We start from the raw sequence: 20153 nt of genomic DNA on the forward strand, positions 1-20153 counted from the left end.
GTCCACGTGGTAGGCGGCGAAGGTGGGGTCGATCACCTGCAGCAGGCCCTTGGACGGGATGCCCGCGCCGCCGGTCTACCCGGACAACCTCGACGGCTGGATCCGCCAGTCGCTCGACATCATGGCCGCCAGAGGCATCCCCGGCTCCTACGACGGCATCATGCGCAACATCATGCGTGAGTCCACCGGTAACCCGCAGGCGATCAACCTGTGGGACTCCAACGCCGCCGCGGGCATCCCGTCCAAGGGCCTGCTGCAGGTGATCGACCCCACCTTCGCCGCCTACCACGTGGACGGCACCCCGTTCGACATCTGGAACCCGGTGTCCAACATCGTGGCCGCCTGCAACTACGCGGCGCACCGCTACGGCTCGATGGACAACGTCAACAGCGCGTACTGACCCGGACCCGGCGTCACCGGCCCGACGTACACTGCGCCATGGCCGATTACGCCCACTCCGACGCTGCGGCCAGGAGCCGCGCCGAGAAGGCGCGGCGCCTGGCCGGTTTCATCTGGGAGCGCGGTATCTCCGGCGCAGAGCTGCTGGCGATGTCCACGGCACTGCGGCGCAAACTGGCCCGAGCCGCACAGACCAATCCGCCGAGCACCGATGAGACCTGGCAGTCGGTGGCGGCGTTACTCGATGAGAAGGACGCCTGGGCCGATCGGCATCCCGATCATCCCGCGGCCCTGCGTGCGCACCGTGACGAGAAATTGTTGTGGGTGAAGCCACCGATCACGCCATGGTCCTGACGCCGGTCACACCGCTTCGGCGTCGCTCGAAGGCGATGCGAACTCCGCGCCAGGTCCCACCCCCTCGCGCTGCGAGCGCTCGGCGACGCGGGCCGACAGCGCCCGCAGCGCCCGTGACTCCTCGTCGGTGATGTGATCGACGAACATCTCCCGGACGAGCGCCACATGATGCGGCGCCGCACGAGCGAGCAGCGCACGCCCCTGCGGTGTCAACCGCACCAGGACGCCGCGGGCGTCATCGGCCACCGGCCGCCGCTCGACGAGTCCGCGCGTGGTCATGCGCGCGAGGTGCTTGGACAGCCTGCTCTTCTCCCAGCACACCTTCGCCCCGAGCTCTTTGGCCCGCAGACAACCGTCCGGAGCGTCCGAGAGCGGGACCAGCAGCTCATAATCGGCCATCGACAGCCCGTCGGCCGCCAATCCCGCCGTGATCGCCGCATCCATGCGCTGCCGCAACAGGATGTAGGCCTGCCACGTGGTTTGTTCCTCGTCGTTCAGCCATCGGACCACCACCCGATGCTATCGACAATTGGTTGACATAGACACCAATTGCGCGGCTGGTGCGGCCTCGCTCACCACCAGCCGGTTGTCGCGCCGATCTGGCGTTCCAGCTCCGGGGTGATGGTGCGGACGTAGCTGGCGGTGAGGTGATGCTCGTCGTGATAGACGAGCACATTGCCCACCACGACCCGGCAGACCTCCGGGCCGCACACCGCATCACTGAGGTCGAGCAGGTGCACATTGGGGAAGGACGCGGCAGGCTCGATGGCCGGGTTGACCGCAGACAGCGCCTCACGGCGGGCGATGCCGCAGTTCTCGGCGTCGCCGCCGGCGGCAAGGCAGTCGACCGCGCGGTACCTGGTGCCTTTGTCGTTGCGCAGCCACGGCGTGTCACGGATGGCCATGACCTCGAGATTGCGCTCGGCCATTGCCGACCACACCTCGACGAACTCGTCGGGCGTCTTGTCGCCGCCGATCGGCCACTCCGGTTCCGTCGCCGTGGTGAACACCCAGTCCGGCTGTTCGACGCCGAGCCGATCGACCACCGCCCGCGACCAATCGCGGCAGTCCGGAATATCGAGTCCGCGATACTTGGCGTCCTCACGGAGATTGAGCGGACAGCCCATCTTCAGCAGGACGACGACCTTCACCCCATGCGCGCGACCGAGCGCGTCCAGCGCGGGCAGCCAGTGCTCGGCGTGCGAATTGCCGACCACGGCCATGGTCCGCGCGCCGCCGGGATCACCGTAGACGCAGGTCGTGATCTCGGTGGTGAACCAGTCGGAGATGCAACCGTCGATAGTGGACGGGGGCAGGTCGCCCGGCGCCTCGAGCACCGAGGGACGCACCCGGGCGGGCGGGACCGTTGCGCCGGCCAGCAGCGCTTCGGCACCGGGATACACCACCGGATCGAGCGCCCCGATGGGACGGGCGGGGTTGTTGATCAGTACTCCCTGCCAGAACCCGGACACACCGAGCACCAGCACACCGACGACAGTCACCGCGACCGCGGCACCGCGACGCAACCAGACCGGTGAGGTGACCGATCCGCCCGACCGCAGCCGTAGCGGTTCCTCGATCAGCCGGTTGGTCACCACCGCCAGCACCAGCGACAGTCCGATGATCAGCAGCCCGCCCCGCAGTGTGACCTCGGTGGTGTCGGTCTGGATCAGGTAGTAGATGAGCAGCGGCCAATGCCACAGATACAGCGCGTAGGCGACGGCGCCCAGCTCGACCATCGGCCTGGTGGCCAGCAGCTTGGAGACCGCGGGCTTCCAGCCCGATTCGGTGCTGCGACCCGCGAGGATCAACGCGACGGCCGCACCCACCGGGAACAGCGCCGCGGGCCCCGGGAACTGACGGGCGCCGTCGAACAGGATTCCGCAGGTCAGCACGGCCAGTAGGCCTGCGGCCGCGAGCAGCGACATGGTCACCTTCGCCCACAGCCGGTCAGGAACCCGCAGGAAGGGTACGACCACCGCGAGCAAGGCGCCGACCAGCAGCTCCCACGCCCGCGCACCGCTGTCGTAGTAGATCCACTCCTGATACGAGCCGGAGCCCAGCGCCGCATAGACGAAGGAAGCGATACCGAGCACCACCGCCAGCGCCCCCACCACCGGACGCACCGCCCACCGGCGCCCGGAGCGGCGACAGATCCAGGCCACCGCGGCCAGCAGCAGTGTGATCGCCACGTAGAACTGCCCCTGCACCGCCATCGACCACAGATGCTGCAACGGGCTCACCGAGGGATCGGCCGCGAGATAGTCGGCGGCGGCGTTGGCCAGATACCAGTTCTGGTAGTACAGCGCCGAGGCCACGGTCTGGCCCGACATATCCGCCCACTGGGTGTAGGGATGTTCGGCGACGGTCATCACCACGACCAGCGCGAGCACCACGAACAACGCGGGCAGCAGCCGCCGGGCGGTGCGGCGGAAGGTCTGCCACAGGCCGATCCCGCCGTCCCCCTCGGCGCGGCGCAGCAACATACCGGTGAAGAAGAACCCGGACAGCACCAGGAACACGTCCACACCGCCGGACACCTTGCCGAACCAAACGTGGAACGCCACCACCAACGCGATCGCTACACCGCGCAGACCATCCAGATCCACACGGTAGTCGGCAGTTTTCGCGTCCCGTGGCATCGAAGCGGCGGCCGCCGTGGCGACCGCCGTGCCCTCGCTGATCCGTACCAACTGCCCTCTCCCGATTCCAGCTCGCTCGCCCGTGTACCGGGCGCGCGACGCTCGTTGCAAGATCCCTACCACAACCGGCCGTTTCACCGGAATTCACCGAACTTCGTCCCAGCACCGTGTCGCCCCTGGTCGTCGACGCAGAACCGCCGGTCGCGGCTGGCATTTCGGTGCCACCCGGTTGACAAGTGCGTGGGTCGTCACAACAGTGGATGCGGCGTTCGGACTCGAGAGCGCCAACTCCACTGCAGCAGACATAGAGGAATACATGAACGTTCGCCGGCTCACCGTCAGCGTCGCCGTCGCGGGACTGACCCTCCTCGCGGCGCCCGCCGCGCTGGCCGTCCCCGCCCCTTCCGGTTCCGCAGGCACAGGTTCGTCCGCCGCCGACACCGGCTCGGCCGCCACCGGCTCCGCCGGGACCGCGCAGACCGGCTCGGCCGGTGGCGCCTTCGCCAACTGCGAGGACGTCAAGGCAGCGGGCCGGGCGCCGATCTTCCGTGGCGAACCCGGTTTCGGCCCGCATCTGGATCCCGACGGCGACGGATTCGCGTGCCCGACGGTCTGACACGCTCGAAAAGACGAACACCCGGTGCGGCTTCGGCCGACCGGGTGTTCGTCTTTTCGGGTCCGGCCGCGATCAGCGGAAGATCTTGATCAGCACCAGCCCGGCCAGCAGCACACCGGCACCGATCAGGGTGTACTTCACCTTGGGCTCGTTGACCTTGGCTACAACCAGTTGCTTGGTGTCGTCGGCGATCCGCTGCGGATCGGCCCGCACCGCGATCTCGTCCAGCGTGCTGGCCAGTCGCGTCCGCGCGGCCTCGATCTCCTGCTCGATCCGCTCGGTATCCCTTGCCACTTGGCGCCTCCTGTAGACGATCGCCGCGCCTGCGCGCGGTCCGGTGCTGTGTCGTGCGTCGCCGCGCGGTGCGCGGCAAGTTCGCGGACCCCCGCCCGGCCGTCGTACGCGGGCCGGTCCAGGGCTCGCCGACGAGTGTATCCGCGGTCGCGGGCATGGCCTTCGGTTACGGTTCGGTGGTGACCGACAACCGTCTCTCCCCCGGCGATACCGCTCCCGATTTCACCCTGCCCGATGCCGACGGCAACGACGTCTCGCTCGCCGACTACCGCGGCCGCAAGGTGATCGTGTACTTCTACCCGGCCGCGAGCACCCCCGGCTGCACCAAGCAGGCCTGCGATTTCCGCGACAACCTGGGCGAGCTGTCCGGTGCGGGCCTCGACGTCATCGGCATCTCCCCGGACAAGGCGGCCAAGCTGGCCAAGTTCCGCGATAACGAGGGCCTGAACTTCCCCCTGCTGTCGGACCCCGAACGCAGCGTGCTGACGGCGTGGGGCGCGTTCGGCGAGAAGATGATGTACGGCAAGAAGGTGACCGGCGTCATCCGCTCGACCTTCGTGGTCGATGAGGCGGGCAAGATCGAGGTGGCCCAGTACAACGTCCGCGCCACCGGCCATGTCGCGAAGTTGCGGCGGGATCTGTCGGTCTAGTCAGCGTTCGAAACCGCGCAGGAAGCTCTCGAAGCCGTCGAGCAGCCGCTCCAGCCCGAACTCGAAATCCGCCGCATCCCAGTCGATGTCCTCTTCATCGAAGGCGCGGTTGGCGAGCGCTGACAGCAATGCCGGGAACCGCTGCGGGTCGAGCAACTGCCGCAGCGGCTCGGTGAAATCGGCATCGGAATCGACATCGGCGGCGATGTCGCGAGCCATCCGGCGCCGACCCATCACATAGAGCGACATATTCATCACCAGCTGAAGCTTGACTCCCTCCGGTACCGGCAGATCCCGCATGGTGCCGAGGCCGGCCTCCAGCCACGCCATATTGTTCGGTCCCAAGGGCGGTGACCCGAGCGGGATATCCAACGTCCATGGGTGGCGGCCGAGGACCTCGTATTCGGTGCGTGCCCACACCGTGAGGCCGGCGCGCCAGGACCCACCGGGCTCGATCTCCGGCGGCAACCCGACGACGCGGTCGAGCACCATCTCCACCAGCGTGGCCTTGCTGTCGACGTAGCGGTACAGCGACATGGCCGTGAAGCCGAGCTCGCGGGCGACCCGGTTCATCGACAGGGCCGCATATCCCTCGGCATCGCCGACGGTGATCGCCGCCTCCAGGATTTGATCCAGGCTCAGCCCGCGTTTCGGGCCGCGGCCACCCGGCTGCTCGAGCCCCCACATCAGTTCCACCGACCTCGGCAGCGCGCGTTCCCCGGACGTCATCCGTTCACCCTCCTTTGCTCGCGTCGACTCTATCCGTGCGGTCGCCAGCCCTTCCCTTGCGCTGAGCAACTGTTTATTCTATAAACTAAGTTTAGATCATAAACAGTTTCGATCGGAGATTCGATGACTCCCCACCTCCCACCCGCGCTCTCGCTCCAGCACCTCGGCAAGTCGTTCGGCGATCATGTGGTGCTCGACGGCATCGACCTGAACATCGCCGCGGGAACAGTCTTTTCGCTGCTCGGCCCCAACGGCGCCGGCAAGACCACGCTCGTGCGCATCCTGGCCACCCTCAGCGTTCCGGATCAGGGCGCGGCTCACGTCTTCGGACACGATGTGGCCGTCGAACCGGAGGTCGTGCGCCGGCTCATCGGCGTCACCGGCCAGTATTCGGCGGTCGATGACGTTCTGACGGGCGTCGAAAACCTCCACCTCACCGGCAAGCTGCTGCACCTGGACCGCGCCGAAATCCGGCGCCGCACCGCCGAACTGCTGGAGCGATTCGACCTGACCGATGCGGGGGGCCGCCGCGCAGGCACCTATTCCGGCGGCATGCGCCGCCGTCTCGATCTGGCTATGAGCCTGATGGGCGACCCGCGCATCGTGTTCCTCGACGAACCGACCACCGGCCTCGATCCGCGCAGCCGACGCGATCTGTGGCAGGTGATCCAACGGCTGGCCGCCGACGGCACCACCATCTTCCTGACCACGCAGTACCTGGAAGAGGCCAATCAGCTCGCGGATCGGGTCGCGGTACTCGACGGCGGCAAGCTCGTCGCCGACGGCACGCCAGACGAACTCAAACAGCTGGCCCCCGGCGGCCATATCCGGCTTCGTTTCGCCGACCGCGACCTACTGGCCGCCGCCGCCCGCGCCATCGACGACCGTGTCGTGGCCGCGGGTGATCACGCCCTCGTCGATATCGACCAGTTGACCTTGCAGGTGCCCTCGGACGGCAATGCGGGCGATGTGAAGCGCCTGCTGAACCGGTTCGACGATCTCGATATCGCCGTCGATCAGCTGACCGTGCACCTGCCGGATCTCGACGATGTCTTCTTCGCGCTGACCGGCCACCCCACCCATGCCGAATCCGCTGCCTGACAGCGCCCGCACCGAAACGAGATGACGATGACAACCCTGTCCCCCGCCGCGCGCACCGTGCGCGCCGCCGTCGATTCCGGCACCATGCTGGATCGCAATATCCGCCACACCCTGCGCAGTCCGGACACCATGATCATGACGATCGCGCTGCCGGTGGTGATCCTGCTGATGTTCGTCTACGTGTTCGGTGGCGCGATGGAGGTGGGTCCCGGCGCCTATATCGACTACGTCGTGCCGGGAATCATTCTGCTGTGCGCGGGATTCGGAGCGGCGATGACCGCACCGGCCCTCGCCACAGACTTGCAGAACGGCATCATCGACCGCTTCCGGACGATGGATATCGCCCGATCCGCAGTACTCACCGGACATGTTGCCGAGAGCGTGATCCGCAATTTGATCACGACCGGCATCGTCATCGGTGTCGCGGTGGCGTTGGGCTTCCGGCCCACCGGGGATCCGCTGCGCTGGTCGGCTGCCATCGCGGTGATCGCGATGTTCGTCCTGGCCTTGTCCTGGGTCGCGGCGGCGCTGGGCCTGCTGGCCCGCAACCCGGAGGCCGCGAACGGATTCACCTTCGCGTTCATGTTCTTGCCGTACGTGAGCAGCGCGTTCGTCCCAACCGAATCGATGCCCACCTGGCTGCATGCCTTCGCCGAGCATCAGCCGGTGACACCGGTGATCGAGACGATGCGCGGACTACTCATGGGCACGCCGATCGGCAACAGTGCGGTACTCGCGATCGTCTGGTGTGCGGTGATCGCCCTGGCCGGCTACCTCTCGGCGCGCGTGCTGTTCCGTCGGCGCACGATGAACTGAGCCGCTCGACGGCCGCCGGTCAGCTCGGCAGCACCTGCTCGGCGGCCCATTGGGCGAGCATGCGCACATGCTCGCTCCACCAGGCGTAGGACTCGGCGGTGAAGGGCGGCGGCGGTGGAGACTCGCCGGGGAACAGGAATCCGTGCGGTTCGCCGACCTTCACCTGCGGTTCCGGGACGATCGAATTGCGGCTCGGATCCCACGCGGCGGGTGCGGTTTCTGGTTCCGCCGGAACCAGGGGCACACGGCCTTCCTCCGGCCACGAATTCCACTGCGGGGCCGCGAACTGGGGGCGGGGGGTGGTGTGCAGGCTCCCGGTCTCCGGGACCATCGTCGCCGAACTCGGCTGGAAGGCGATGGGTTCGGGCGCACGTACCGGGGCATGCGGTGGATGGGCCGGGACACTCGGGCGGGCGACATCGGTGCCCTCGGCGTCGACGGTATGTGAGTTCGCGGCCGACATCGCGTCGGTGGCAGCTGGGCCGGAGTGCCGATTCTGCTGGCTCAGCAGATAGACCCCTCCCCCGGCCAGGCCACTGGCCAGCACACCCGCGACGGCGACCAGTGCGACGCCGCCACCACGCTGGCGACGGGCCTGCTCGATCGGGACCACGACATCGACCAGATCCTCCATGGCGAACAGCGCGGCACCGATGGCTGGTGCGGATCCGGCGATCATGCACGGAATCACCGGCGCACCGAACCCGGCGACCGCCCCGGTGACCGCGGGCTGGTCGGCACCCGAGCCGATCAGCACCACGGCATCGGGGCGGACTTCGGCGGCGTCGAGCTGATCGCGCGCCACCGTGACCGCCGCGCGCATGGTGTCCATCGTGACCGCGGCGCCGGAATGGCCCGTCGCCGCGAGCACTCGCCTGCGGCCGGGATCCACAAGGGTGAAGGCTTGATACCCGGGCACGACCTCACAGATCAGCAGATTGTCGAACTCGTTGAGCCAGGTCATCGCCCCGGCCACACTCAGATGCGCGGACTTGGTTGACACCATCGAGGCGCTGCGCCACGGCCCCGACGCGAGCCGCGTGACGATCGCGCGGCGTTCGGCGGCGTCGCGGTAGGCCACCGCGATGCCCGCGATCTCACCGGACGAGCCGATTTCGGCAGCGATCCGATCCAATGCCCGTGACACGGTCTCGGCCAACTCGGCCTTCCCGTCGCCCTCTGCCGCGGCGACCCGGTGCAGCAGCACCCGGTCGGATAACTTCGCGCCTTCCTCGCCGAGGGCAACCGCGTGTACTGCACCACGCTCTGTGGACACGCCGAGAGTAATGACAGATCGAGCTGATTCGGATCGAGCTACCACAGTTCACGCCTTCCCTGTGCCGCCACCGGCTCACGGACTCGCCGAAACCCGTGAGCCTGGAGAGATTTCCCTGCATTTCCCCTGGATCCCTGCCCTGAACACCCGCCGAAGGCACGTGCCCTTGGTATGTGTTCGATACCACAGGAGGTACGGATGGGAGGTGACGAATACCAGTTTCAATCACCAGGAACAGCGGTCGTGTGCCGAGGAGGAGCGGGTACCGCTAGCCTGGATACGTGGACGTGCGCACGGAGACCAGGTCGAAACGACGCCTGGACCCTGCGTTGGATCTGCAGGACGACCCGCAGGAGCTCATGCCGCGCAAGCGCCCGACCCAGGAGCGCAGCAAACGCAAGTTCGACGCCCTGTTGCAGGCCTCGCGCGAACTGCTCGTCGAGGTCGGGTTCGAATCGTTCACCTGTGAAGAGGTGGCGGCGCGAGCCGAGGTGCCGATCGGCACCCTGTATCAGTTCTTCGCCAACAAGTACGTCATCGTCTGCGAGCTGAATCGACAAGACCTGGTCGCGGTTTCTCGAGAACTGGCCGACTTCCACGGCGAGGTCCCCTCGCTGGATTGGCTGCGCCATATGAACCAGTTCGTGGACCATATGGCCGGCCTGTGGATGACCGACCCGTCGCGCCGCGAGGTGTGGCTGGCGATGCAGTCCACCCCGTCCACGCGAGCCACCGGAGCGATCCACGAGAAGGAGTTCGCCGAGGTCGTCTCGCAGATGCTGCGTCCGTTGACCCCGCGCACGCCGCGGGCACGGCGCACGATGATGGCCGAGGTTCTGGTGCATGTCGTCTATTCGATGCTCAACTTCTCGGTCCAGGACGAGCAGAGCCATGCCGACGCCGTCGCCGAACTCAAGCGCCTGATGGTCGCCTATCTGCTCGTCGCCGAGAAGGAATCGCGCACGGCCAGCAAGACCTGAACCGGCGTCGAAGCCGCCGCAGGAGATCGGCCGCGGCGCCGAAACCAGCCGATGCCGAACACCCTCGCCCTGGGTCGGCAGCGCGAGATCTCGCACCACTTCCGAAAATGCGAAAGGCGCGCATTCGGTGACAGCCCGTGCGGACCGACACCCGAATGCGCGCCATGCGTAGAGATCAGCTTTCGGGCACCCGGCCCGCGATCAGATCGGCAATTTCACCCGGATCTTCCAACACCACCATCGCCGCGGCGGTATCGCCGTCGTGGGTCAGCGACAGATGCACCCGCGCACGCGGCAGGAACTCCGCGGCCAGGCCGTGCAACTTGATGCTCGGCCTGCCCCAGGCGTCGTTGACGACCTCGATCAGCGGATACGGGTTGTCCCCGATCTGCGGGCGACGCGCGAAGCGAGACGATGCCCATGCCTTGAGCACCGCCTCCTTCGCCGCCCATCGCGCCGCGTAGCTGCGCGCCGGGTCGGTGCCCTTGCTCTGGCAGTATCGACGCTCACCCGCGGTGAAGCTCTCCCTGAGCATGGTCGTCCCGGACTTTTGCAGCTGTTCGGCGAACTCGGAGATGGTTACCAGGTCCAAGCCGATTCCGAGGATTGTCACAGTCGCGCAGCCTACGGTGTGGCCTGCCCGGCGGTGTCGGAACCGTCGGTAACGAGTTGCCCGGTCTCGCAACCACGTCCACCGATCCGGTACACACCGTCGGCACCCAGCCTGGCCTCACCCGAGAGCAACATCCCCGCCTCGAGTCCGCGCACCTGCGCCGCGGGTGTGCCGTCGCCGCCGAGGCGCCGGTCGGCGGGCCGCTCGTAGAGCGGGGCACCACCGCACATGGCCTCGACGATCCGCTGACGGCCTGCCAGCTGACGCTGCTCGGCCCGGCGCTGGTAGTCCTCGCGCTTGTCCGGGTCGATCGCCTGAACGAACGCCTCCGGATGCACGACCGCGAGCAGCCCGGACACATGCCCGAAGCCGAGCGAGGTCACCAGGCCCGCCTTGAGCGGGAACCGGTCGCCGAAGCGCAACGCCTCACGCGCCCACACCAGGTGCGGGTACTCGCGCATCTTCTCGTCGACGCAGTCCAGGCTCCGGTTCGGCGGCACCACACCGTTTTCCAGCACCTGGCACAGGCCGATCAGCTGGAATGCGGCGGCACCGCCCTTGGCATGCCCGGTCAGGCTCTTCTGCGAGACGACGAACAGCGGAGCGCCTTCGGAGCGTCCGATGGCCGCAGCGAGGCGTTCGTGCAGTTCGGACTCGTTCGGATCGTTGGCCGCTGTAGAGGTGTCGTGCTTGGAGATCACCGCGATGTCGTCGGCGCCGACGCCGAGCTTGCGCAGTTCGGCGGCGAACCGGGATTCCCGACCGCCACGTCCCGCACCAAGCGCGCCGAGTCCGGGTGCCGGGATGGAGGTGTGCACACCGTCGGCGAACGACTGTGCGTAGGCCACCACACCGAGCACCGGCAGGCCGAGCTCCACGGCGACATCACCGCGGGCCAGCAGTACCGTGCCACCACCCTGCGATTCGACGAACCCGCCGCGGCGGCGATCGTTGGCACGGGAGAAGTACCGGTCGCTGATGCCCTTGGCGCTCATGGCCGCCGAGTCGGCGGTGGCCGACATGTCACCGAAGCCGACGATGCCCTCGATACCGAGATCGTCGAATCCGCCGGCAACGACCACTTCGGCCTTACCGAGCTTGATCTTGTCGACGCCTTCCTCCACCGACACCGCGGCGGTCGCGCACGCCGCCACCGGATGCACCATCGCGCCGTAGCTACCGACGTAGGACTGCACCACATGCGCCAGCGCCACGTTCGGCAGCGCTTCCTGCAGGATGTCATTCGGGCGCGGCTCGCCGAGCAGGTTGTCGACGTAGAGCGAGCGCATGGAGGACATGCCGCCCATACCGGTGCCCTGGGTGTTGGCCACCAGGCTCGGATGCACCCAGCTCATCAGCTCGGCCGGGCTGAACCCGGAGCCGACGAACGCGTCGACCGTGCAGGCGATATTCCACAGCGCCACCCGGTCCACCGAGGACGCCATATCCGCCGAGATGCCCCAGACGGTGGGATCCCAGCCGGTGGGGATCTGGCCGCCGACGGTGCGCGACAGCTTCGCCTTGCGCGGCACCCGGATCTCGGTGCCCGCCTTGCGGGTCACGGTCCAGTCGCCCGATTCGGCGACCGGGGTGACCACGGTGTGCTCGGGATCGGCGGCGTGGAAGGCACGGGCCTCGGCCTCGCTGCCGACGGTGAACGACAGGTCCTGATCGAGGAACACCGAGGTCATCAGCGGGCCCGCGTTGTCGACCATGGCGCCGTCGTCTTCGTAGCGGCGGATACCGCAGCGCGCTACCACGGCGTCGTGGTACCGCTCGGCCAGCTCCGATTCGGGGACGTAGTCACCGGATTCGGCGTCGTACCACCCGGGCTTGGGGTCGTTCTCCCAGGCCACCATGCCGGTCGTCCACGCGAGTTCCAGCACGCCTGCGGCCGACAGCTCGTCGGAGACCTCCATCTCGAAGCGAGTGCGCGAGGAACCGTACGGTCCGAGCTCACCGGCGCCGACGATCACGACCATATCGGCGAGATCGGCGGTGACCCGGCCCCATTCGGGCACCGGAAGCGCCGAGGTAAGCGTCGGCGGGGCGGGCAGCGCGGGGATGAGCCGAGCCTCGTCCGCGGTGGCATCGGACGCGGCAGCGGCGGCTTCCTCGGCCTCCTGCGCCTGCTTGGCCAGCGCGGGCAGATCGAGCTTGGCGCCGGCCAGTCCGCCGGTCAGGTCGATCTGCTGCGGGCCGTCCGCGGTGACTGCGCGGGCCCGTCCGGTGGCCCACTTGAGCAGCTCATCGGCCATCTCATCGGTAGACCAGGTCTGCACACCCGCCTGTTCGACGGCGTCGACCATCGGGTCGTTATGACCCATCAGCCCGGTGCCACGCACCCAGCCGATCAGCGCGTGCACCAATGTGACCCGAGTCGACCACGACTTCTCGGCCCGCCACTTGGCGACCACGGCGTCGAGCGCGGCTTTCGCCTCGCCGTAAGCGCCGTCGCCACCGAACAGGCCGCGGTTGGGCGACCCCGGCAGAACCACGTGCAGCGTGGCGTCGACATCGTGATCGACGCCGAGCTTCGACAGTCCGCCGATCAGTCGCTCAACCGACCACAGCAGTACCCGCATCTCCATTTCGGAGCGGGCACCGGCGTCGGACAGATCGCCCGCCACCCGCGGCGCCGCGAACGGGAACAGCAGGGTCGGGGTCAGCGCGTCCTTGATCTTGATCTTGGCGCCACCGGCATTGTCGACCTGTTCGGTGCCGACCCACTCGATCAGCGCGTCGAGATCGGTGTAGGAGGCCATATTCGCCGGAACGACCCAGAGCGCGGCGCCGTTGCGGGCGTTATCGCGGTAGAGCTCGCGGTAGAAGGCCAGGCGCCTGTCGTCGAGGGACGAGGTCGTGACCACGACCGTGGCGCCGCCGCCGAGCAGCCGTCCGGTGACAGCCGCGGCGATGGATCCCTTGCTGGCGCCGGTGACCACGGCGACATCCGCGGACCATACGCCGGGCTCCTCGGTGCTCAGGGCGGCCTCGGCAATCCGGCCGTAGTGGCCCGCCAGCACCGAACGCGCTTCGTGCATGGCACGCTGCCGCCACCAGCCTGCCTGCGCGGCAACGGCTTCGCCTGCGCCGGTGAAGCCCGTGACGGACTGCTGAGCGGTGTCGGCGTCGTCGGCCAGCCACAGCCGGGCCAGGTCCTCTCGTGCGGTGGCCCAGCGGTCGTCGATCAGCACCGCCTTGCGGGCATCGAACGCGGGGGCGACCAGTCGCGGCCAATCCGAACCCAATTCGGCCGACACCAGATCGACCAGGCCGTCGTCGGTGGCCTCCGGGGCGGAGACCTCCTCGCTGAGGCCGAGCTGCTCGAGGACCAGGCGCGCGGCCGAGGCGAGCACGCCGTCGCGGCCGGTGATCTGCTCGGTGAACTCGCCGAGCGCGGCGGCGTCCACCGTCGCGCCACCGCCACCGCCGGCGGCGGGCAGTGCGACGGAGATGCCGCGACGAGCGGCCACCGACTGCACGGCGGCGTCGATGGCTGCGTCGACCGAAGCGGCGTCACCAAGGGCACCGGAGACGAGGCCGCCCAGATCACCACCGCGCACACTGGCGCCCTCGCGGGTGCCGAGCGACACCTCGGCAGTGACATGGCTGGCCCAGCCGTCACCGAGTTCCCACACCTTCTTGACCCGCTCGGCAATCGCGGCGGGCCGCTTACCGGACGGGCCGAACACCTTGCGCAGGTGATCGCCGATGGAGTCCGAGAGCACCGAACCGAACGGCTTGTAGGTGCGGGCGAGGCGCTCGACGGTCGCCGCGAGAGCGCCCATGTCGGCATCCGCGGCACCGTCGATGGCGCCGAGCGACAGCTCCGCGCCGAGGTCGACCAGCAGCTGGTTACGGCGGGAGGAGACGCCGTCACACAGGCCTTCGATAGTGTCGACCGGACCGATCTGGTCGATGCGCAGTTTGGTCCACAGCGCGATGAGCACGCGGGTGGCGTCGGCGGCGGTGAAGACGATGTCGTCCGGACGCGGACCGCCCGAGGCGGCCGGTGCGGCGACCGGCGCAGGCGCGGCGGCGGCCGGTGCGGCGGCGGCAGTCTCGACGGGCGCCTCTTCGGGCTCGTCGACCGGTGCCGGATCGGTGTCGGTGGAGTACACGACGCCGGACTCGCGCTCGATGTTGAGCACCTCGACCGTGGTGGTGCCGAAGGTGGGCAGCTTCAGGGTCTGGCTCGCCAGGTTCGCCACCGTCGGTGTCGCACCGAGACCGATCTCGACGAAGCGCTCCACGCCGAGCCCGCCGTTGGCGGTATCGGTGAACAGCAGATCCTGAGTCTCGATCCAGCGCACCGGGCTGGCGAACTGCCAGGCAAGCAGCTCGATCAGCACAACACGGCACAGCTCGGCGGGCCGCTGCGCCCAGGAGTCGAAGTCGGCGAGCACCGCGGCCAGCGGCTCGGACGGCACCAGCTCGGCGATCTCGGTGACGAACTCGCGCTCCAGCGAGAACGGCCGCGGCACCAGGTTCGGGATGTAGCGCCCGACCAGGACCTCCGGGTGCAGATCCTGCGGCAACAGCTGTTCGAGCTTGTGCCGGAACTCGGGCACGCCCTCGCGCAGCACCGTCGAGTGGAAGGGCACATCGATGCCCGGCACCAGGATGAACGCGCGCTTACCGCCGAATTCGGTGCGGCGGCGATCGATCTCGGCTTCCAGATGCTCGAGACCCGCCACCGTGCCCGCGATCGCGTACTGCGAGCCGCGCAGGTTGAGGTTGACGACCTCGAGGAATTCGCCGATCTGCTCGGACAGGCCGGAGACGAAGCCGACCACCTCGTCGTCGGGCAGCCCGAACTGCGAGGGCCGGATCGCGGCCATCCGGTAGTCGCTGCGGCCCTTGGCATCACGCGGCACCAGCTCGTGCATGGCCGAACCACGCTGGAACACCACCTCGAGCACCGCCTCCAGCGGCAACACCCCGGCGACCGCGGCGAGCGCGTTGTACTCACCGACCGAATGTCCCGCCAGCAGCGCACCTTCGACGAAGGCGCCCGCCTCACGCAGTTCTGCCACCTGCGCCACGCCGAGGGTAGCCATCGCGACCTGGGTGAACTGGGTCAGGTGCAGCACGCCATCCGGGTGCCGGTGCTCGACGCCACGTGCCTTGAGATAGGTGGGATTGTCGCGAACAACGGCGAGGATGGAGAAGCCGAGTGCCGCGCGGGTGTGCTTGTCGGCGCGGTCCCAGATCTCCTTGGCGGCCTTGGACCGCGATCGCGCGTCCAGACCCATGCCCTTGCGCTGGATGCCCTGGCCCGGGAAGGCGTAGACGGTCTTGGGGGCCGCGGTCCGTCCGGTCGCGGTCATCACCAGATCGCCACCGGTACGGCAGGACACCTCGACGATCTCGCTGCCATGATCGACCGCGACGCGCTCGACCCGCACATCGATCTCGGCGCCGGGACGCACCATGCCGAGGAACCGTGTGGTCCACGCGGTCAGCGTGCGCGCGGGCACCGAACTCTGCGGATCCAGCGCCGACACTGCGTGCTGGGCCGCGGCCGACAGCCACATGCCGTGCACGATCGGGCTGCCGAGGCCGGCCAGCTTGGCCGCGGCATCGCTGGTGTGGATCGGGTTGTGATCGCCGGAGACCGCAGCGAAGGCGGCCATGGTGCGCGGCGCGACGATGGTGACGTCGCGACGACGACGTCGCGGGGTGTCGGCGGCGCCCTCCGACAGCGAACCACCCGCGCGCGGCGGATCGGCCAGTTCACCGGAGCCGTTGCGGCCGCGGATGGCGAAACGCTCGTTCAGCCGGGCCAGCGGGACCACATCGAGTCCCTTGTCACGCATCTCACCGACAACGACCTCGACCTCGACGACCCGGCCCATATCGGTGTCGAGCACCGACGTCGATTCGGCGCGTACCACCAGAATACTTGTGGTGGTAGGCAATTCGCGCACCAGCTCGATCCGGTGATCGAGATGCACCAGATCGAGCATGCCCTCGATGACCGACTCGGCGGCCTCGGTGCGGGTGGCTCCGAGCACCGCGAACACGGCGGGCCAGCAGGCGCCGACCAGGACGTCGGGGACGGTGCGCCCGATCGTGCTGAGGTTGCGCGGCAGACCGGAGCCGGTGACGCCGGCGTGGTCGGCGATGAGGTCGGGGGTCCAGGCCAGGTTGACGTGCGCGACACGGCCCTTCACCTCGGGCAGCGATTGACCGGCGGCCACCGCGAGCAGCGCGGACATGGCGGCGTCGGCGTCCTCGGCGGTGACGACCGGCGCACCGCCGTTGTACACCGAGACCGGGACAGAGATCCGGATGCGAACCACGTTGCCCGCGTACAGCGGAACGGTGAGTTCGAGGTAGCTGTTCTCGGCCACCGGTCCGGAGGTTTCGACCAGCGTGGCGCCGGTGGGCGGATGCACGGCACCCTGACCGTCGACGGTCCAGTCGGCAAGATCGCCCAGACGGTGCACCGGGTTGATGGTGGTACGACCCGACCATTCGACGTCGGGTGCTGCCAGCACCACGTCGATCGCGCCCGCCGTCACCGAGGCGGTGCGGCGCGCGTCCACCGCGGCAGGCACGACGCCCGCGCGGACCAGCGAGTAGGCGGTGTCCTGTTCGAACCGGTCGAGCAGCTCGCCGACCGGCTCGTCGACCCGGGTGATACCGGCGACGGCCACCGTGCCGGGGATGATGCACACCTGATCGGCCGAGTAACGCGGATCGTGGGCCTGCCACAGCGAATCCGAACGCCACCAGCGACGTACATCGGCGTCGACGACCGGCACGAAGTTCACCGGCTTGCCTGGGGTCTTGCAGAGCGCGACGAAGAACGGCACGTCCGCCGGATGCAGCAGGGTGTCGACGGCCGCCGGGTACTGCTTGCGCAGCGTGCACAGTGCCGCGACCGGGTGTTCGAGATCGTCGTCGGAGAACAGTGTCGGGATCTCGCCGCGGTCGGCGGGGTTGAGCCGGGATTCGGTGCGGCGCAGCATTTCCGCGAAACGGTCACGCCAGGTGATGTCCAGCCACACCGAGCGGGTGGCGTCGAGGATGGCCTCGCCGAGGTCGCTGCCGCAGTCGAAATCCTTGCGGCGGTCAAGGCCGACCGCGAGTTCGACGTAGCGCTCGAGCCATTCGACGTAGGTCATGGTGCCGAGGTCGCCGAAGTACGGCTTGGCGGTGGCGTCGAGGGCGGCAATGATCTCCGCACGACGGTCGGCCACCGCATCCGCGTCACCGGCGACCTCGTCGAGCAGACGGCCGGTCCGCGAGGCGGCGTTGTCGATCTCATGGATATCGGCACCGAGCTGGCTACGGCCCGAGGCCATACCGCCGGTGGCCGTGCCCGCACCGACCCAGTCCGGGGTACCGGGGGTGTCGACCAGCATCTGCTTGACCTCGGGGGCCGTGGTGGCCTCGAGGGTCGCCATGGCGGCGGTGCCGATCAGCACGCCGTCCAGCGGCATCACCGGGTAGCCGTGCTGTGCCGACCATGCGCCGGTGAGGTATTCGGTGGCCCGTTCCGGGGTACCGATGCCGCCGCCGACGCAGACCACCACGTTGTCGCGAGAGCGCAGCTCGGCGTAGGTCTCGAGCAGCAGGTCGTCCAAGTCTTCCCAGGAGTGGTGCCCGCCGGCCCGGCCGCCTTCGATATGCATGATCACCGGGTAGCCGGGGACCTCGTCGGCGATCCGCAGCACCGCGCGGATCTGGGCGACGGTGCCCGGCTTGAACGCCACGTGGGTGATCCCGGCCTCGGTCAGTTCCTCGACCAGCGCGACGGCTTCCTCGAGCTCCGGGATACCGGCGGTGACCACGACACCGTCGAACGGAGCGCCCGCCGCGCGAGCCTTCTGCACCAACCGCTTACCGCCGAGCTGCAGCTTCCACAGGTACGGATCAAGGAACAGCGAGTTGAACTGCACCGAGCGACCCGGATGCAGCAGCGTCTTCAGTTCGGCGACGCGGTCGGCGAAGATCTGCTCGGTGACCTGGCCACCACCGGCCAGCTCGGCCCAGTGGCCCGCATTGGCGGCGGCGGCGACGATCTTCGCGTCCACCGTCGTCGGTGTCATGCCCGCGAGCAGGACCGGCGAGCGACCGGTCAGCCGGGTGAACGCGGTCTCGACCACGATCCGGCCGTTGGGCAGCCGCACCGGACGCGGCGCGAACGCCGACCACGGCTGAGCCACCTCGGGTGCCGCACCCGGGGTCAGCAAGCTGCGCTGACCCGCACGGGTGGCCGCGGCGACGATGCCGACACCGGTGCCCTTCAGCGAGCCGCCCGTGACGCGGGACAGCAGATCGCCGGGACCGAGATCGAGAATCCATTCCGCGCCTTCGGACACCACCGCATCCACCGTGGCGACCCAGTCGATCGGATCGACCAGGATCTGCTCGGCCAGCGAGCCCGCCAGCTCGGTGTCCAGCCCGCACTGGCCCGCCCAGCCCGAGACGAGGTCGACGGTGTCGGCCAGCGCCGGGTGGTGGAAGGCGACATCGACATCGATGTCCTCGAAGATCGGCGCGAACACCGAACCGCCGCGCGTCTTCGCGTCACGTTCCCTGGTCTGTTCGGCGTGGATCTGCTCGCACCGCAGGCGCACCCGCTCCAGCTGGGCCGGGGTGCCCGACAGCACCGCACGCCTGCGACCGTTGCGAATCGAGACCACCGCGGCAACCGCGGGATCGACGCCCTCGGACACCTCGGCGACCACCGCGCGCAGCTCGTCGGGATCGACATTGGACACGGCGACCATAGGCGAGCGGTCACCCACCGGCATCAGCCCGCGTCGCCGGGCCACCAATCCCGCTGCGGCACCGATCAACTGGGCGATGGCGAGCAGTTCGGCATCACGGGTGCCGCCGGCCTCCACCGCCGAGGCGGCCAGCCGGCCCTGCGAATGCCCGATGATCGCGGCGGGGGCATGCTCGGCCGGGTCGAGGCCCTGCAACCGCAGCGCGCGCAGCGCCGCCAGCTGGGTCAGCATGACACCGGGCATCGACACCGTCGCCGAACGCAGCACCTGATCCGAGGGCGCCGCCGAGGTCTCCCCTTGATCGGCGTCGACCAGCTCGTCTTCCAGCATCCAGCCGATCGGATCGAATCCCACCGGACGCACCACCAGCAACTGCGCGGCAACGGGCTCGAGCAGCGCGGCGGACTCGTTCACCAGCGCGGTGAGCTCCGGCTCCAGCGCGGCGTCGCGGCCGATCTCCTCGAGCTCACCCAGCCACTGGGCACCCTGACCGCCGAACGCCAGCGCATAGGGCGCTCCGTTCAGCAGACGATCCAGCAAGGGCGATCGCGTTCCGTCGGATGCGCCCCTACCCGCATGTGCGCGAAATCCGGTCCCGGCCGTGGTGCTCTCGTTGATCGTCAAGACGCTTCGACTTCCTTCTCGTGGCGACATGCCGTCCGGGGATGCCGCACGTCCTCGTGCGGGCACTCCTCACCCAACTGGCCCTGATATGGCGAGGATCGCACAAAATCATGAGGGAATCCTCACGTTTGCCTCGCCACCCTCCCGCTACCGTCCAGTATTTCTGCACGGACGTACCAGAAGGACGAGAAACATGACTCGTCCTCATGTTTGAACCCGCAGGTCCCCCCGCTGTTTGCCCGAGTGAAACATGAGTCCCCCTCATATTGGCCGTTATGCAATCGTTATAATTGCTGGTGGGGTTACTCGTGA

General features: G+C 68.5%; 13 protein-coding genes and 2 pseudogenes. 7 read left to right on the top strand and 8 right to left on the bottom strand.

Translation table 11 applies throughout. The annotated features are described in order from the left end of the window. A pseudogene (locus GV792_RS30465) lies at positions 1-66 on the bottom strand (transglycosylase SLT domain-containing protein); the annotation flags it as partial. On the opposite strand from GV792_RS30465, the pseudogene GV792_RS23495 reads away from it, so the two are divergent. Both GV792_RS23495 and GV792_RS23500 read left to right on the top strand, forming a co-directional pair. After that, positions 62-400 (top strand): annotated as a pseudogene (locus tag GV792_RS23495) (transglycosylase SLT domain-containing protein); the annotation flags it as partial. The pseudogenes GV792_RS30465 and GV792_RS23495 sit on opposite strands and share 5 nt — an antisense overlap. Positions 401-438: 38 nt before the next feature. Then, positions 439-753, top strand: a complete 315-nt coding sequence (locus GV792_RS23500) for a hypothetical protein (protein ID WP_163826468.1) — start codon at positions 439-441, stop codon at positions 751-753. Between the two features lie 6 nt (positions 754-759). Here GV792_RS23500 and GV792_RS23505 read toward each other — a convergent pair whose 3' ends face one another. Together GV792_RS23505 and GV792_RS23510 are read right to left on the bottom strand one after the other, a co-directional pair. Next, positions 760-1263, bottom strand: a complete 504-nt coding sequence (locus tag GV792_RS23505; protein WP_163826469.1) for a MarR family winged helix-turn-helix transcriptional regulator — start codon at positions 1261-1263, stop codon at positions 760-762. A 62-nt stretch (positions 1264-1325) separates the two neighbouring features. Then, positions 1326-3395 carry an acyltransferase family protein gene (locus GV792_RS23510; protein WP_175583102.1) on the bottom strand — a complete coding sequence of 690 codons (2070 nt, stop codon included), beginning with the start codon at positions 3393-3395 and terminating at the stop codon, positions 1326-1328. Positions 3396-3711: 316 nt separating this feature from the next. On the opposite strand from GV792_RS23510, the gene GV792_RS23515 reads away from it, so the two are divergent. Beyond that, complete coding sequence (locus GV792_RS23515; protein WP_163826471.1) at positions 3712-4011, top strand: excalibur calcium-binding domain-containing protein; 300 nt, start codon at positions 3712-3714, stop codon at positions 4009-4011. Between the two features lie 72 nt (positions 4012-4083). Here the strand turns inward: GV792_RS23515 and GV792_RS23520 are convergent, their stop codons facing one another. Continuing rightward, positions 4084-4305: a DUF3618 domain-containing protein gene (locus GV792_RS23520; protein ID WP_163826472.1), complete on the bottom strand. Its 222-nt coding sequence runs from the start codon at positions 4303-4305 to the stop codon at positions 4084-4086. A 179-nt stretch (positions 4306-4484) separates the two neighbouring features. On the opposite strand from GV792_RS23520, the gene bcp reads away from it, so the two are divergent. Next, a complete protein-coding gene (bcp, locus tag GV792_RS23525) occupies positions 4485-4955 on the top strand; it encodes a thioredoxin-dependent thiol peroxidase (protein ID WP_163826473.1) in 471 nt (156 codons plus the stop codon). Here the strand turns inward: bcp and GV792_RS23530 are convergent, their stop codons facing one another. Next, positions 4956-5684 (bottom strand): TetR/AcrR family transcriptional regulator, encoded by a 729-nt coding sequence (locus GV792_RS23530; protein WP_163826474.1) that lies wholly within the window; start codon positions 5682-5684, stop codon positions 4956-4958. A gap of 123 nt (positions 5685-5807) precedes the next feature. Between GV792_RS23530 and GV792_RS23535 the strand changes: the two genes are divergently transcribed. Together GV792_RS23535 and GV792_RS23540 are read left to right on the top strand one after the other, a co-directional pair. After that, positions 5808-6785 (top strand): ATP-binding cassette domain-containing protein, encoded by a 978-nt coding sequence (locus GV792_RS23535; RefSeq protein WP_163826475.1) that lies wholly within the window; start codon positions 5808-5810, stop codon positions 6783-6785. A gap of 27 nt (positions 6786-6812) precedes the next feature. Further along, the gene (locus GV792_RS23540) at positions 6813-7601 is read left to right on the top strand and encodes an ABC transporter permease (protein ID WP_163826476.1); all 789 of its coding nucleotides are present in this window, start codon (positions 6813-6815) and stop codon (positions 7599-7601) included. 19 nt (positions 7602-7620) lie between these two features. Here the strand turns inward: GV792_RS23540 and GV792_RS23545 are convergent, their stop codons facing one another. After that, a complete protein-coding gene (locus GV792_RS23545; protein WP_163826477.1) occupies positions 7621-8877 on the bottom strand; it encodes a hypothetical protein in 1257 nt (418 codons plus the stop codon). A gap of 359 nt (positions 8878-9236) precedes the next feature. On the opposite strand from GV792_RS23545, the gene GV792_RS23550 reads away from it, so the two are divergent. Then, positions 9237-9857 (top strand): TetR/AcrR family transcriptional regulator, encoded by a 621-nt coding sequence (locus GV792_RS23550; RefSeq protein ID WP_256668475.1) that lies wholly within the window; start codon positions 9237-9239, stop codon positions 9855-9857. Positions 9858-10032: 175 nt separating this feature from the next. On the opposite strand, the gene acpS is transcribed toward GV792_RS23550, so the two are convergent. Both acpS and GV792_RS23560 read right to left on the bottom strand, forming a co-directional pair. After that, positions 10033-10470, bottom strand: a complete 438-nt coding sequence (gene acpS, locus GV792_RS23555) for a holo-ACP synthase AcpS (RefSeq protein ID WP_163826478.1) — start codon at positions 10468-10470, stop codon at positions 10033-10035. An 11-nt stretch (positions 10471-10481) separates the two neighbouring features. Beyond that, positions 10482-19841, bottom strand: coding sequence for a type I polyketide synthase (locus GV792_RS23560; RefSeq protein ID WP_163826479.1), 9360 nt, complete (start codon positions 19839-19841; stop codon positions 10482-10484). Positions 19842-20153: the final 312 nt, after the last annotated feature.

Origin of the sequence: Nocardia cyriacigeorgica (assembly GCF_010868145.1) — a bacterium.
GTDB lineage: Bacteria > Actinomycetota > Actinomycetes > Mycobacteriales > Mycobacteriaceae > Nocardia > Nocardia cyriacigeorgica_D.